Source organism: Glycomyces halotolerans, assembly GCF_054779575.1.
The window spans coordinates 54,799-68,860 of sequence record NZ_BAAGXZ010000001.1; the positions used below are offsets into that span (position 1 = coordinate 54,799).

General features: G+C 66.4%; 10 protein-coding genes. 1 reads left to right on the plus strand and 9 read right to left on the minus strand.

What is annotated here, in order from left to right:
* Positions 1 to 65: 65 nt before the first annotated feature.
* The 4 genes from fusA to ACYVL2_RS00350 form a co-directional block, all read right to left on the minus strand.
* Positions 66 to 2,171 carry an elongation factor G gene (gene fusA / locus ACYVL2_RS00335; RefSeq protein WP_460539001.1) on the minus strand — a complete coding sequence of 702 codons (2,106 nt, stop codon included), beginning with the start codon at positions 2,169 to 2,171 and terminating at the stop codon, positions 66 to 68.
* Between the two features lie 21 nt (positions 2,172 to 2,192).
* A complete protein-coding gene (rpsG, locus tag ACYVL2_RS00340; RefSeq protein WP_460539003.1) occupies positions 2,193 to 2,663 on the minus strand; it encodes a 30S ribosomal protein S7 in 471 nt (156 codons plus the stop codon).
* 4 nt (positions 2,664 to 2,667) lie between these two features.
* The gene (rpsL, locus tag ACYVL2_RS00345) at positions 2,668 to 3,039 is read right to left on the minus strand and encodes a 30S ribosomal protein S12 (protein ID WP_460539005.1); all 372 of its coding nucleotides are present in this window, start codon (positions 3,037 to 3,039) and stop codon (positions 2,668 to 2,670) included.
* A gap of 591 nt (positions 3,040 to 3,630) precedes the next feature.
* A complete protein-coding gene (locus ACYVL2_RS00350) occupies positions 3,631 to 4,002 on the minus strand; it encodes a hypothetical protein (protein ID WP_460539007.1) in 372 nt (123 codons plus the stop codon).
* Between the two features lie 405 nt (positions 4,003 to 4,407).
* Between ACYVL2_RS00350 and ACYVL2_RS00355 the strand changes: the two genes are divergently transcribed.
* Positions 4,408 to 4,842, plus strand: a complete 435-nt coding sequence (locus ACYVL2_RS00355) for a type II toxin-antitoxin system VapC family toxin (protein ID WP_460539009.1) — start codon at positions 4,408 to 4,410, stop codon at positions 4,840 to 4,842.
* Between the two features lie 96 nt (positions 4,843 to 4,938).
* Here ACYVL2_RS00355 and ACYVL2_RS00360 read toward each other — a convergent pair whose 3' ends face one another.
* The 5 genes from ACYVL2_RS00360 to rpoB form a co-directional block, all read right to left on the minus strand.
* The gene (locus ACYVL2_RS00360) at positions 4,939 to 5,235 is read right to left on the minus strand and encodes a hypothetical protein (protein WP_460539011.1); all 297 of its coding nucleotides are present in this window, start codon (positions 5,233 to 5,235) and stop codon (positions 4,939 to 4,941) included.
* Entirely contained in the window at positions 5,232 to 5,564 is a 333-nt protein-coding gene (locus tag ACYVL2_RS00365) for an AbrB/MazE/SpoVT family DNA-binding domain-containing protein (protein WP_460539013.1), read from the minus strand. Before ACYVL2_RS00365 ends, ACYVL2_RS00360 begins: the two co-directional genes overlap by 4 nt.
* A 204-nt stretch (positions 5,565 to 5,768) precedes the next feature.
* A complete protein-coding gene (locus tag ACYVL2_RS00370; protein ID WP_460539015.1) occupies positions 5,769 to 6,098 on the minus strand; it encodes a hypothetical protein in 330 nt (109 codons plus the stop codon).
* Between the two features lie 242 nt (positions 6,099 to 6,340).
* Complete coding sequence (locus ACYVL2_RS00375; RefSeq protein WP_460539017.1) at positions 6,341 to 10,225, minus strand: DNA-directed RNA polymerase subunit beta'; 3,885 nt, start codon at positions 10,223 to 10,225, stop codon at positions 6,341 to 6,343.
* 119 nt (positions 10,226 to 10,344) lie between these two features.
* Entirely contained in the window at positions 10,345 to 13,776 is a 3,432-nt protein-coding gene (rpoB, locus tag ACYVL2_RS00380) for a DNA-directed RNA polymerase subunit beta (RefSeq protein ID WP_460539019.1), read from the minus strand.
* Between the last annotated feature and the right edge of the window lie 286 nt (positions 13,777 to 14,062).

The window sequence follows — 14,062 nt, forward strand, 5'->3', positions numbered from 1 at the left end:
GCGCTCGATGCGCCTGCGACAGGTGGGTTCACGGGCGGGAGGGCAGGCTTGCCCTCCCGGTCCGATTACTCGCCTGTCGCCTTGGCGATGATCTCCTTGGCGACGTTCGCCGGGACTTCGGCGTAGGTGTCGAACTGCATTGAGTAGTTCGCGCGGCCGGCCGTCTTCGACCTGAGGTCTCCGACATAGCCGAACATCTCCGACAGCGGCACCTGGGCCTTGACCGTGCGGTCGTTGCCCCGCTCGCCCATCTCCTGGACCAAGCCGCGCCGCGAGTTGATGTCGCCGATGACATCGCCCATACTCTCTTCAGGGCAGATGACTTCAACGGCCATCATCGGCTCGAGCAGTACTGGCTTCGCCCGCTTAGCGGCCTCCTTCAGCACCATTCGGCCTGCGATCTTGAAGGCCATCTCCGAGGAGTCGACCTCGTGGTACTGACCGTCGGTCAGTTCCAGCTTGATGCCCACCAGCGGGTAGCCCGCCAGGACACCGTCCGGCATCGCGTCCTCCGCGCCGGCCTTGACCGACGGGATGTACTCGCGCGGGATGCGGCCACCGGTGATCTGGTCGTCGAACTCGAACGTCGCGTCCTCGTTCGACTCCATCTTGAGCGGCTCGACGTTGACGATGACCCGCGCGAACTGACCGGAACCACCGGTCTGCTTCTTGTGCAGGTACTCGATCTTCTCGACCCGCTGGGTGATGGTCTCCCGGTAGGCCACCTGCGGCTTGCCGATGTTGGCCTCGACGTTGAACTCCCGCTTCATGCGGTCGACCAGGATGTCGAGGTGCAGCTCGCCCATGCCGGAGATGATCGTCTGGCCCGAGTCCTCGTCGGTCTGGACCCGGAAGGTCGGGTCCTCTTCGGCGAGGCGCTGGATCGCGGTGGCCAGCTTGTCCTGGTCGGCCTTCGACTTCGGCTCGATGGCCACGTCGATGACCGGCTCGGGGAAGATCATCGACTCGAGGATCACCTGATCGCCCGAGTCGGTGAGCGTGTCACCGGTGGTGGTCTGCTTCAGGCCCTGGATGGCGATGATGTCGCCGGCCTGCGCCTCCGAGCGCTCCTCGCGCTTGTTGGCGTGCATCTGGTAGATCTTGCCGATGCGCTCCTTGCGGCTCTTGGTCGAGTTCATGACCTGAGTGCCGGTCGCGACCGTGCCCGAGTAGATGCGGGCGTAGGTCAGGCGGCCGAGGTGCTTGTCGGTCTGGATCTTGAACGCCAGGGCGCTGAAGGGCTCCTCGACGTCCGCGTGACGCTCGGCGGGGGTCTCATTGTCGATGAGGGTCCCCTGGATCGCCGGGATGTCGAGCGGGCTCGGCAGGTAGTCGACCACGGCGTCGAGCAGGGGCTGGACGCCCTTGTTCTTGAAGGCCGTGCCGCACAGCACCGGGTTGATCTGGTTGGCGATGGTGCCCTTGCGGATCGCCGCCTTGATCTCCTCGACGCTGATCTCCTCGCCCTCGAGGAACTTCTCGGCGAAGTCGTCATCGCAGTCGGCGAGCGTCTCGAGCAGCTGCTCGCGGTACTCCTCGGCCTGGTCGGCCAGGTCCGCGGGGATCGACTCGGTCTCGTACTCCTCGCCGAGACCGGTCTCACCGCGCCACACCTTGGCGTTCATCTCGACCAGGTCGACGACGCCGATGAAGTCGGACTCGTTGCCGATCGGCAGCTGCAGCACCGCGGTGTTGGAGTTGAGGCGGTCCTTCATCATCTCGACGCAGCGGAAGAAGTTCGCGCCGGTCCGGTCCAGCTTGTTGACGAAGCACATGCGCGGAACGCTGTACTTGTTCGCCTGGCGCCAGACGTTCTCGGTCTGCGGCTCGACGCCCGCGACACCGTCGTAGACGGCGATCGCCGAGTCGAGCACGCGCAGCGACCGCTCCACCTCGACGGTGAAGTCGACGTGTCCGGGCGTGTCGATGATCTGGATGATGTGCCCGTCCCACTCGCACTTGGTGGCGGCGGACGTGATGGTGATGCCCCGCTCCTGCTCCTGCTCCATCCAGTCCATCGTGGCGGCGCCGTCGTGGACCTCACCGATCTTGTGCGACACACCGGTGTAGTACAGGATGCGCTCGGTGGTGGTGGTCTTGCCGGCGTCGATGTGCGCCATGATGCCGATGTTGCGGAGCTTGGCCAGGGCGGCGTTTGCTTTGTTAGCCACGATTGCCTTCTCTGAGAGTCACTACCAGCGGTAGTGGGCGAATGCCTTGTTGGAATCGGCCATCTTGTGAGTGTCCTCGCGCTTCTTCACCGCGGCGCCGAGGCCGTTGGAGGCGTCGAGGATCTCGTTGGTGAGCCGCTCGACCATGGTCTTCTCGCGGCGGTCACGGGCGAAGCCGACCAGCCAGCGCAGCCCCAGGGTGGTGGCCCGCTGCGGGCGCACGTCCACCGGGACCTGGTAGGTCGCGCCGCCGACGCGGCGGGAGCGGACCTCGAGAGTCGGCTTGACGTTGTCGAGAGCGCGCTTGAGCACGACCACGGGGTCCTGGTCGGCCTTGGTGCGGCAGGTCTCCAGGGCTTCGTAGACGATGCGCTCGGCGAGGCGGCGCTTGCCGTCCTTGAGGACCTTGTTGATCAGCTGGGTGACGAGGACCGAGTTGTAGACCGGGTCAGCAGTCAGCGGCCTACGAGGCGCGGGGCCTTTACGTGGCATGTGTCTACTTCTCCTTCTTCGCGCCGTAGCGGCTGCGGGCCTGCTTGCGGTCGCGGACACCCTGGGTGTCGAGCGCGCCGCGGATGATCTTGTAGCGGACACCGGGCAGGTCGCGGACACGACCGCCGCGCACGAGCACGATGGAGTGCTCCTGCAGGTTGTGGCCCACTCCCGGGATGTACGCGGTGACCTCGGTGCCGTTCATGAGACGGACGCGGGCGACCTTGCGCATGGCCGAGTTCGGCTTCTTGGGCGTGGTGGTGTACACGCGGGTGCACACGCCGCGGGCCTGCGGGCTGCCCTTCAGCGCGGGCGTCTTGTTCTTGCTGGTCTTGGTCTTGCGACCTTTGCGGACCAGTTGCTGGATGGTTGGCACTGAGCCAGACCCCTCTCAACACGGTTGACTGGTTGCGTATTCCTGTCTTGGTCGGCGTCATCTTGAAGCCCTGCCTGCTACGGCAGAGTCCCGTCCCCCGCGTTCGGGCGTGTCACGTCTCTCCGGACTCAGAACAGCCTTTGGCAAAGCGCACTTCGCCGCTCAGGCTGGTTCAGACGCGTTCGTGACGTGATCTCAGGCGAGACTGACTATCGGAGTCAATATTCACGAAGCCCCCAGTTGGAGGGTGTGCGTGCCGATGACGCCCGACGACTGGACCTAATGGTGGCCCGGACGCCTTGCAGGCACGCAACCTGGCCTGGCTCTCACGGGGACCGAGCTGCCGGAGTAGACAGGGCCACCATGCCGCTCGAAGCGGTGTCCAGGCGCAAGGGAGAAGCCTACCTAGCCTAACGAACGTCGTCGAACCGGATTTCGGCCCGCAAAGGATCCGTGTTCAGGGTCACGGGTTTCGCGGAACGAATGGGCACTGGCGCTGTTCGCTCGGTGCGGTAGACACACCGTGGCCTATCTTAGCTCGTGGAACACGGCTCGAACGAGGGGGCCGCCCTGTCGCGAGGGTATCGCGCCTCACGTTCCGGGCGGCGGGGCCGCGACATTGCCGCCATAGGTCGGCTCCCCGACCGACCTGGCCATGTCGACGACCCAGACCAGCAGCATCGCGACCACCGCGGCGGCGGCGACGCCGACGGCGATCCAGGCGAGGCGGCGGACGCGCGGCAGCCGGCTCGCCCCGAGCAGGAAGCCCTCGGACTCGCGGATGTCGTTCTCGGCCTGACGGGCGAGCATCAGGGCGATGAGCGCGGGGATCGCCCCGCCGACGAACGGCGAGAACATGACCGCCAGGACCGCCAGGACCTGCGCGGCCACGACCTTGGTCGACTCGACCGGCTCCGGATCATCGGGATGCCGCACCCCGCCGCTCTGCTGCACCGACAACATTCGTACATCCTAGTGTTGCGGCGCGCCGGGCAGATCCGTGCCGGCCTTTCAGCCACCGGCTCCTCAACGAATCGGACATGGGTTCTGGCAGCTCGGATGCGCCCTGGTGGACGCCGCACGCGCTTCGATTCCATATACGGCTGTATGGCTCTTCGAATATGGTTGGGAGTATGAAGACGACGGTCTGATCGCAGACGCTCTGCTCGAAGAGGCCAGGGAGCGTGCGCGAGCAGAGGGGACCACCCTCCGGGCGCTCATCGAAGAAGGACCCGTGCTGACCCGGCCTGGTGCGGGAAAGTCCGGTTACACCCTCCCGGACCGGAGCTTCGGCAGCGGAGGACTCCAGCCGCACCTCGAGAGTGCGAGCTGGGAAGCGATTCGGGCGTTCGCGAACGAGGACGGAATTTGATCGCCGTCGACACCAATATCCTGGTCTACACCCATCGCTCCGACAGCCCGTTCCACCAGGCGGCCGACCATGTCATCCGCGAACTCGCGGAAGGAAACCGCCTCTGGACGCTCCCGTGGCCCTGCCTCCACGAGTTCTACAACATCGTGACTCATCCGACGATTCACCGGGATCCCACTCCGGACGAGGTCGCCCTTGAGCAGATCGATGCTTGGATCGCTTCGCCCTCAGCCGCCTTGCTCAGTGAAAGCGCGGGCTACTGGTCGCGGCTGCGGCCGATGCTCCGATCGAGCAGAGTCGTCGGTCCGAAAGTCCATGACGCGCGAATCGCCGCGCTCTGCGTCGAGAACGGCATCGATGAGCTCTGGACTCAGGACCGCGACTTCTCCAGATTTCCAGTTCTGAAGACGCGCAACCCGCTCACCGACTGAATTGAAGGAAAGGATGGTGGGCCAGGCGCTTTGCCGGAGGCGGCATCGCGTCTGAGCCGGAAGGGCGACGACCCGATGGGCCGCCGCCTTCCTCTGTCACGGGCTCTTGAAGATGTCGTGGGTTCCGACCCGCCGCCAGATGACGTGCGGTTCCCCCTCGATCTGCTCCTTGCCGTACTGCCAAGTCGCACGGCCGTCGGGCGCCCAGCTCAACTCATAGACGCCTTCGCAGCCTTGCACTCGCTTGACCCGCAGCCCGGTGCGCGGCTGCCGCCCCTCTCTCATATCCTCCACCAGCTGCCGAACCGCTTTGCGATAGCGAGCGCGCTGCTCGTCGGTGAGTTTGGAATAGTCGTTCTCGAATCGTGGAAACTCTTCGTGCGTCGGCGTCACTTGGGCGGGAACCTGCGATCGAGGTCGTCGAGCATCTCGTCGATGTCGTGGTACACCCTGCCGCCACCGGCCGCGATCTGCTCATCGGCCTCGCGCTCGCCGGCCTGCCATTCCGGCGTCCAGAACCAGCGCTGGTCGGCGGGGATCGCCGTGTATCCGCGCACCGTGACGACTCCGTCTTCAGTGGTGACGAAGCTGATTTCGTCGCCCTCTTCGATGTGCAGCCGTTCGCGCACCTCTCGCGGCAGGGTCACCTGCCCCTTCTGCCGCACCCTGACTCGGGTCTCGGTGATCACCGGGTTCTCCGATTTCTCGTCGTGGTTCTTCATCGTGACCCTCCCCAGGAATTTCTTACTTTCCCACTATAGCACCCTCTCATCCAGTGCTGCCGACTCTCCTCCACCACGATGACGAAGTTGCCTTCATCTACCGGTAGCTATCGCCTATTCCCGCAGAGAACTCACAGCTCCAAGCAATCGCCCATTCGGGCGTACCCGGAACGACGGCGGCCGCGGCCGCCGTCGTCGTATCGGTCAGCTACTTGGCGAGGCGCTGGCGTGCTCGTTTGGCAGCACGGCTCGGGCGGCGGCGCTGCGGGTGGCCTTCGCGGCGGCCTCTTCTTGGGCGCGGGCGGCGTCGGCGATCGCTTCATCAATGCCGTCGCCGAGCTGCCATTCGATGGTGACCTCGACGTCGTCGCCGTTATCCGCGGTGAGGATGTCGATATAGTCGCGGACCATCATCTCGGCATCGGCCACGTGCTCCGCCTGGGTGACGCCGACACCGGCCACGTCAAGTTCCCACATGCCGAACGACGGGCGCGCGGTCACGGCGTAGTGGCGGGTCTTCACGGTCTGGGTCATTGCAGCCATCCCTTCTCAAGGAACGGTAGCTGTTTGATGATGCTGTTGATGGTGCCCGGTTCCTCGGTGTTCGCCACGCCGGCTCCGAGCCAGGCGCCGCTGGCCCCTCCGGGGCCGAGGCCGGCCGATGGGTCGCCGCCGATTCCGCCTACGGCCGGCCAACGACATGAAGAGGGGGCCGAGCGCTTCGCGCTCGGCCCCCTCTTCACTCAGCCGTCGGGAATCGGCTTGGATTTCAGCTTCTAGTAGGTGCCCAGGTCGTAGGAGTCTTCGAGGCTCACGGCCGGGCCCGTCCCGTAGGAGAAGGTCGGCGTGGTGGTGTCCTCGTAGCCTCCCAGGCTGTACACCGCGGACTTGGCCTCCTCGGTCGGCTCGACCGAGACGTTCCGGTACTTGGCGATGCCCGTGCCGGCCGGAATCAGCTTGCCGAGGATCACGTTCTCCTTCAGACCGACCAGGCTGTCGGACTTGCCGGAGATCGCGGCCTCGGTGAGCACCCGGGTCGTCTCCTGGAAGGAGGCGGCCGACAGCCACGACTCGGTCGCCAGGCTGGCCTTGGTGATGCCCATCAGCTGCGGACGACCGGAGGCCGGCTCGCCGCCGTCGGCGATGATCTTGCGGTTCACTTCCTCGAACTCGAGGCGGTCGACCAGCGAGCCGGGCAGGAACTCCGCCGTGCCCGAGTCGATGATCGTGATCCGCTTGAGCATCTGCCGCACGATGATCTCGATGTGCTTGTCGTGGATCATCACGCCCTGCGAGCGGTAGACGTCCTGGACCTCGCCGACCAGGTGCCGCTGCACCTTCCGCGGGCCCAGCACGCGCAGCAGCTCGTGCGGGTCGATGGTGCCCTCGACCAGCTTCTCGCCGACCTCGACGTGCTCACCGTCGACCGCGCGCAGGCGCAGACGGCGGGGAACCTTGTCGACCACGATCTCCTCGGAGCCGTCGTCGGGCGCGATGATGATCTTGCGGCTCTTCTCAGCGTCCTCGATCCGCACGGTGCCGCTCGCCTCGGCGATCGGCGCCTTCCCCTTCGGGATGCGGGCCTCGAAGACCTCCTGCACACGCGGCAGACCCTGCGTGATGTCCTCGCCGGCCACACCGCCGGTGTGGAAGGTCCGCATCGTCAGCTGGGTGCCGGGCTCACCGATCGACTGCGCGGCGATGATGCCCACGGCCTCGCCGAGGTCGACCGGCTCACCGGTCGGCATCGAACGGCCGTAGCAGGCCGCGCACACCCCGTGCCGCGACTCGCAGGTCAGCACCGAGCGCACCTTGACGACGGTGACGCCCCTGCCGATGAGCTCGGCGATGTTGTCCGAGTTCAGCTGCGAGTTGCGTGCGAGGACGACCTCGCCGTCGACCTCGATGTCCTCGGCCAGCGTGCGGGCGTCCACCGCGGTCTCGACGATGTCGGACTCCACCAGGCGCCCGTCGATGTCGACGGCGATCGGGAAGTCCAGGTACCGGTCGGTGCCGCAGTCCTCCTCGCGGATGATGACGTCCTGCGAGACGTCCACCAGACGCCGGGTCAGGTAACCCGAGTCGGCGGTCCGCAGCGCGGTGTCGGCCAGGCCCTTGCGCGAACCGTGCGTGGAGATGAAGTACTCCAGCACCGTCAGGCCCTCGCGCAGCGAGGACTTGATCGGACGCGGGATGATCTCGCCCTTCGGGTTCGCCACCAGGCCGCGCATGCCGGCGATCTGCCGCAGCTGCAGCATGTTGCCTCGCGCCCCGGAGTTGATCATCTGCCACAGCGGGTTGTCCGGCTGGAGGGTGTCGTTCAGGTCCTCCATGACCTCGGCGGTGGCCTTGGTCCAGATCTCGGTCAGCTCGCCGCGGCGCTCCTCGGCGGTCATCAGGCCGCGCATGTACTGCTTGTCGATCTTCGCGGAGTCCGACTCGTACTTCTCGAGGATCTCGGCCTTGTGCGCCGGCTCGATGACGTCCTCGATGCCGATCGTCACACCCGACCAGCCGGCCCACTTGAAACCGGCCGACTTCAGCGAGTCCAGGCACGCGCCCAGCTGCACCTTCGAGTAGTGCTCCGACAGGTCGTGGATGATGTCCGAGAGCTGCCCCTTGCGGACCTCGTAGTTGACGTACGGGAAGTCCGGCGGCAGGCACTCGTTGAAGAACACCCGACCCAGCGTCGTCTCGATGATCGCGCTCTGCCCGGCCTCCCAGTCTTCGGGGGCCTCCCAGGGCTCGCCGGGGCCGTTGTTGACGCCCGGCAGGTCCTCCAGACGGATCTTGATCGGCGCCTGCAGGTTCAGCTCGCGCCGGTCGTAGGCCATGATGGCCTCGCCGATGTCCGCGAACGCGCGGCCCTCGCCAGGCAGACCCTCCTTGCGGTGGGTCAGGTAGTACAGGCCGATGATCTGGTCCTGCGTGGGCAGGGCCACCGGCTTGCCGTCGGAGGGCTTGAGGATGTTGTTCGACGCCAGCATCAGGATCCGCGCCTCGGCCTGGGCCTCGGCGGACAGCGGCACGTGCACGGCCATCTGGTCGCCGTCGAAGTCGGCGTTGAAGGCGGTGCAGACCAGCGGGTGCAGCTGGATGGCCTTGCCCTCGACCAGCTGCGGCTCGAAGGCCTGGATGCCGAGTCGGTGCAGCGTCGGCGCGCGGTTGAGCAGCACCGGGTGCTCGGTGATGACCTCTTCGAGCACGTCCCACACGACCGGACGGGCGCGTTCGACCATGCGCTTGGCCGACTTGATGTTCTGCGCGTGGTTCAAATCGACCAGGCGCTTCATCACGAACGGCTTGAACAGCTCCAGGGCCATCTGCTTGGGCAGGCCGCACTGGTGCAGCTTCAGGCGCGGGCCGACCACGATGACCGAACGGCCCGAGTAGTCGACGCGCTTGCCCAGCAGGTTCTGGCGGAACCGGCCCTGCTTGCCCTTGAGCATGTCGGAGAGCGACTTGAGCGGGCGGTTGCCCGGCCCGGTGACCGGGCGGCCGCGCCGGCCGTTGTCGAACAGGGCGTCCACCGACTCCTGCAGCATCCGCTTCTCGTTCGCGACGATGATCTCGGGCGCGCCGAGGTCCATCAGCCGCTTGAGGCGGTTGTTGCGGTTGATCACGCGGCGGTACAGGTCGTTGAGGTCGCTGGTCGCGAAGCGGCCGCCGTCGAGCTGCACCATCGGGCGCAGTTCCGGCGGGATCACCGGGACGCAGTCGAGGACCATGCCCATCGGCGAGTTGCCGGTGGACTGGAACGCGGCCACGACCTTCAGGCGCTTGAGCGCGCGCAGCTTCTTCTGGCCCTTGCCGGTGGCGATGACCTCGCGGAGCGAGTCGGCCTCGGCGTCGAGGTCGAGGTGCTCGAGCAGGTTCTTGATCGCCTCGGCGCCCATGCCGCCGGTGAAGTACTCGCCGAAGCGCTGCTGGAGCTCCCGGTAGAGCATCTCGTCGCCGATGAGCTGGCGGACCTCGAGCTTGCGGAAGGTGTCCATGACCTCGTCGAGGCGGTCGATCTCCCGCTGGGCCTTGTCGCGGATCTGACGCATCTCGCGCTCGCCGCCGTCCTTGACCTTGCGGCGGACGTCGGCGCGGGCGCCCTCGGCCTCCAGCTCGGCCAGGTCGGCCTCGAGCTTCGAGGCGCGCTCCTCGATCGCGGCGTCGCGCTGCTGCTCGAGCGTGCGCTTCTCGGCCACGATCTCGTTCTCCAGCGTCGGGATGTCGCGCTGGCGCGCTTCATCGTCGACGGCGGTGATCACGTAGGCGGCGAAGTAGATGACCTTCTCCAGGTCCTTCGGCGCCAGATCCAGCAGGTAGCCCAGACGGCTGGGCACGCCCTTGAAGTACCAGATGTGGGTGACCGGAGCGGCGAGCTCGATGTGGCCCATCCGCTCGCGGCGGACCTTCGAGCGAGTCACCTCGACACCGCAGCGTTCGCAGATGATGCCCTTGAACCGGATGCGCTTGTACTTCCCGCAGTAGCACTCCCAGTCCCGGGTCGGGCCGAAGATCTTCTCGCAGAAGAGGCCGTCCTTCTCGGGCTTGAGGGTCCGGTAGTTGATGGTCTCCGGCTTCTTCACTTCGCCGTGGGACCACTGCCGAATGTCTTCGGCGGTGGCGAGGCCGATCTTCAACTTGTCGAAGAAGTTGACGTCGAGCACTGAACTCTTCCCCTTGATGTTCTCTTAAGGCTATGTGCCGTTTACGGCTCCGCATGCGTCGCCGTGGGTGATGAGACGTGGGCGAGGACGGCGGACGTGCCGTCCGCCCTCACTCGACGTCAGGCGCTTTCGAAATCGACGCTGGACGGTTCCTCATGCGACAGGTCGATCCCCAGCTCCTCGGCCGCCCGGAACACCTCGTCGTCGCTCTCGGTCATCTGAATGGCCTGCCCGTCCGCGGAGAGGACCTCCACGTTGAGGCACAGCGACTGAAGCTCCTTGAGCAGCACCTTGAACGACTCCGGAATGCCCGGCTCTGGGACGTTCTCCCCCTTGACGACGGCCTCGTAGACCTTCACTCGGCCGACCACGTCGTCGGACTTGATCGTCAGCAGCTCCTGCAGCGCGTAGGCCGCGCCGTAGGCCTGCATGGCCCAGCACTCCATCTCGCCGAAGCGCTGGCCGCCGAACTGGGCCTTACCGCCCAGCGGCTGCTGGGTGATCATGGAGTACGGCCCCGTGGAGCGGGCGTGGATCTTGTCGTCCACCATGTGGTTCAGCTTCAGGATGTACATGTAGCCGACGCTGATCGGGTCCGGGAACGGCTCGCCGGTGCGTCCGTCGAACAGCCGCGCCTTGCCGGTCGGGGCGACCATGCGGTCCCCGTCCCGGTTCGGCAGCGCGTTCGCGAGCACGCCCTGGACCTCGTCCGGGTGGGCGCCGTCGAAGACCGGCGTGCCGACCTTCGAGTCGGCAGGGGCCTCGTGCGCGCCGATGTCGCGCAGGGCCTTCTGCCACTGCTCGTTGAACTCCTCGATCTGCCAGCCGGACTTGGCCGCCCAGCCCAGGTGGACTTCGAGGACCTGGCCGATGTTCATTCGGCCCGGCACGCCCATCGGGTTGAGCAGGATGTCGATCGGGGTGCCGTCCGGGAGGAACGGCATGTCCTCCTGCGGCACGACCTTCGAGATGACGCCCTTGTTGCCGTGGCGGCCGGCGAGCTTGTCGCCCACACCGATCTTGCGCTTCTGCGCGATGTAGACGCGGACCAGCTCGTTGACGCCCGGGCTCAGCTCGTCGCCGTCCTCGCGGGAGAAGGTCCGGACGCCGATGACGGTGCCGGCCTCGCCGTGCGGAACCTTGAGCGAGGTGTCGCGGACTTCGCGGGCCTTCTCGCCGAAGATGGCGCGCAGCAGGCGCTCCTCGGGGGTCAGCTCGGTCTCGCCCTTCGGCGTGACCTTGCCGACCAGGATGTCGCCGTCCTCGACCTCGGCGCCGATGCGGATGATGCCGCGGTCGTCGAGGTCGGAGAGCATCTCCTCGCCGACGTTGGGAATGTCCCGGGTGATCTCCTCGGGCCCCAGCTTGGTGTCGCGCGCGTCGACCTCGTGCTCGTCGATGTGGATCGAGGTGAGCACGTCGTCCTCGACCAGGCGGGACGACAGGATGATCGCGTCCTCGAAGTTCTGGCCCTCCCAGGAGGTGAACGCCACCAGCAGGTTCTTGCCCAGGGCCATCTCGCCCTTGTCGGTGGACGGACCGTCGGCGATCGGCTGACCGGCCTCGACCCGCTCCCCCTCGGTGACCAGCGGCACCTGGTTGATGCACGAGCCCGCGTTCGAGCGGCGGAACTTGTGCAGCAGGTAGGTGCGGCGCATGCCGTCGTCCTGCGCGATGGTGATGTAGTCGGCGCTGGAGTCCTCCACCAGGCCGTCGGCCTCGGCGACGACCACGTCGCCGGCGTCGACCGCGGCGCGGAACTCCATGCCGGTGCCCACCAGCGGCGAGTCGGTCTTGATCAGCGGCACGGCCTGGCGCTGCATGTTCGCGCCCATCAGGGCGCGGTTGGCGTCGTCGTGCTCCAGGAACGGCACCAGCGCGGTGGCGACCGAGGTCATCTGGCGCGGCGAGACGTCCATGTAGTCGATCTCTTTGCCGGCCAGCAACTCGGCGTCGCCGCCGCGACCACGGGCCAGCACCTGCGCGTCGGCGAAGGTGGCGTCCTCGTTGAGCGGCGCGTTGGCCTGGGCGATGTTGTACCGGTCCTCCTCGTCGGCGGTCAGGTACTCGATCTCCTCGGTGACCTTGCCGTCGACGACCTTGCGGTAGGGCGTCTCGATGAACCCGAACGGGTTGACCCGCGCAAAGGTCGACATCGCGCCGATGAGGCCGATGTTGGGACCTTCAGGAGTCTCGATCGGGCACATGCGCCCGTAGTGCGACGGGTGGACGTCGCGGACGTCCATCGCGGCGCGGTCGCGGGACAGTCCGCCCGGGCCCAGCGCCGACAGGCGGCGGCGGTGGGTCAGACCCGCGATCGGGTTGACCTGGTCCATGAACTGCGACAGCTGCGAGGTGCCGAAGAACTCCTTGATCGCGGCCACCACGGGGCGGATGTTGATCAGCGTCTGCGGCGTGATCGCCTCGACGTCCTGCGTGGTCATGCGCTCGCGGACGACCCGCTCCATGCGGGACAGGCCCACGCGGATCTGGTTCTGGATCAGCTCGCCGACCGTGCGCAGGCGGCGGTTGCCGAAGTGGTCGATGTCGTCGGCGTGGAAGCCGGGCTCGGCCGAGTGCAGCTTGAGCATGTACTCGATCGTGGCGGCCAGGTCCTCTTCGGTGAGCACCCCGGTGCTGATCGGGAAGTCCAGGTCGAACTTCTTGTTGATCTTGTAACGGCCGACCTTGGCCAGGTCGTAGCGCTTCTCGTTGAAGAACAGGTTCTCCAGGAGGGTCTGCGCGTTGTCCTTGGTCGGCGGCTCGCCCGGACGGAGCTTGCGGTAGATGTCGAGCAGCGCCTCGTCCTGGGAGTTGATGGTGTCCTTCTCCAGGGTGGCCATCATGAGCTCGGACCAGCCGAAGCGCTCGCGGATGCGGTCGGCGTCCCAGCCGATCGCCTTCAGCAGGACGGTGACGGCCTGGCGGCGCTTGCGGTCGACGCGGACGCCGACGGTCTCGCGCTTGTCGACGTCGAACTCGAGCCAGGCGCCGCGGCCGGGAATGACCTTGGCGCTGGTGAGGTCGCGGTCGGAGGTCTTGTCGGGCTGCTTGTCGAAGTAGACGCCGGGCGAGCGGACCAGCTGGCTGACGACGACGCGCTCGGTGCCGTTGATGATGAAGGTGCCTTTGGGCGTCATCATCGGGAAGTCGCCCATGAACACCGTCTGGCTCTTGATCTCGCCGGTGGTGTGGTTGATGAACTCCGCGGTGACGAACAGCGGAGCGCAGTAGGTGAGGTCCTTCTCGCGGCATTCCTCGATCGGGGCCTTGACCTCGTCGAATCGCGGGTTGGAGAAGGACAGGCTCATGGTGCCCGAGAAGTCTTCGATCGGGCTGATCTCTTCGAGGATCTCGTCCAGACCGCACTTGGCGTCCTCACCGGCACGGGCGCGGTGAGCGTCGTTGCCGATAAGCCAGTCGAAGGAGTTCGTCTGGAGCGCCAGTAGGTTCGGGACTTCCAGTTTTTCTTCGATCCTGCCGAACGAAGTACGGCTGGGTGCGTGCTTGCTCTTGCTGGAGCTGGTCTTGCCAGTGCGGGAAGCTGCCAAGATTCGTCCTTCCGAGGACCTGAGTTTGCTGCGGCCGGCGCATGCCAGAGTCACGACACTGAAGCGGGTCGGACGGGAACGGCCGGGGCGGGCGTTCGACCGGTGCACGATCCGTGCGGAGCACGAGTGCAGCTCAGTCGTTTGCCAGGATTCCCCACCGTCCACGCCCCTCACCGCGTCAAAAAAGAGCGTGAAGGAGGCAGCGCAAATTAATAGCTTAGTGTAGGCTTCAGCAACTGTCAACTCCCCGCCGGGTCAGCGGGGTGAGTGGTGACGACGATCTCTC

Coding starts and splice junctions, on each gene's coding strand:
- rpsG (WP_460539003.1), bottom strand. CDS start 2,663: ATGCCACGTAAAGGCCCCGCGCCTCGTAGGCCGCTGACTGCTGACCCG.
- ACYVL2_RS00350 (WP_460539007.1), bottom strand. CDS start 4,002: ATGTTGTCGGTGCAGCAGAGCGGCGGGGTGCGGCATCCCGATGATCCG.
- ACYVL2_RS00365 (WP_460539013.1), bottom strand. CDS start 5,564: ATGAAGAACCACGACGAGAAATCGGAGAACCCGGTGATCACCGAGACC.
- ACYVL2_RS00370 (WP_460539015.1), bottom strand. CDS start 6,098: ATGACCCAGACCGTGAAGACCCGCCACTACGCCGTGACCGCGCGCCCG.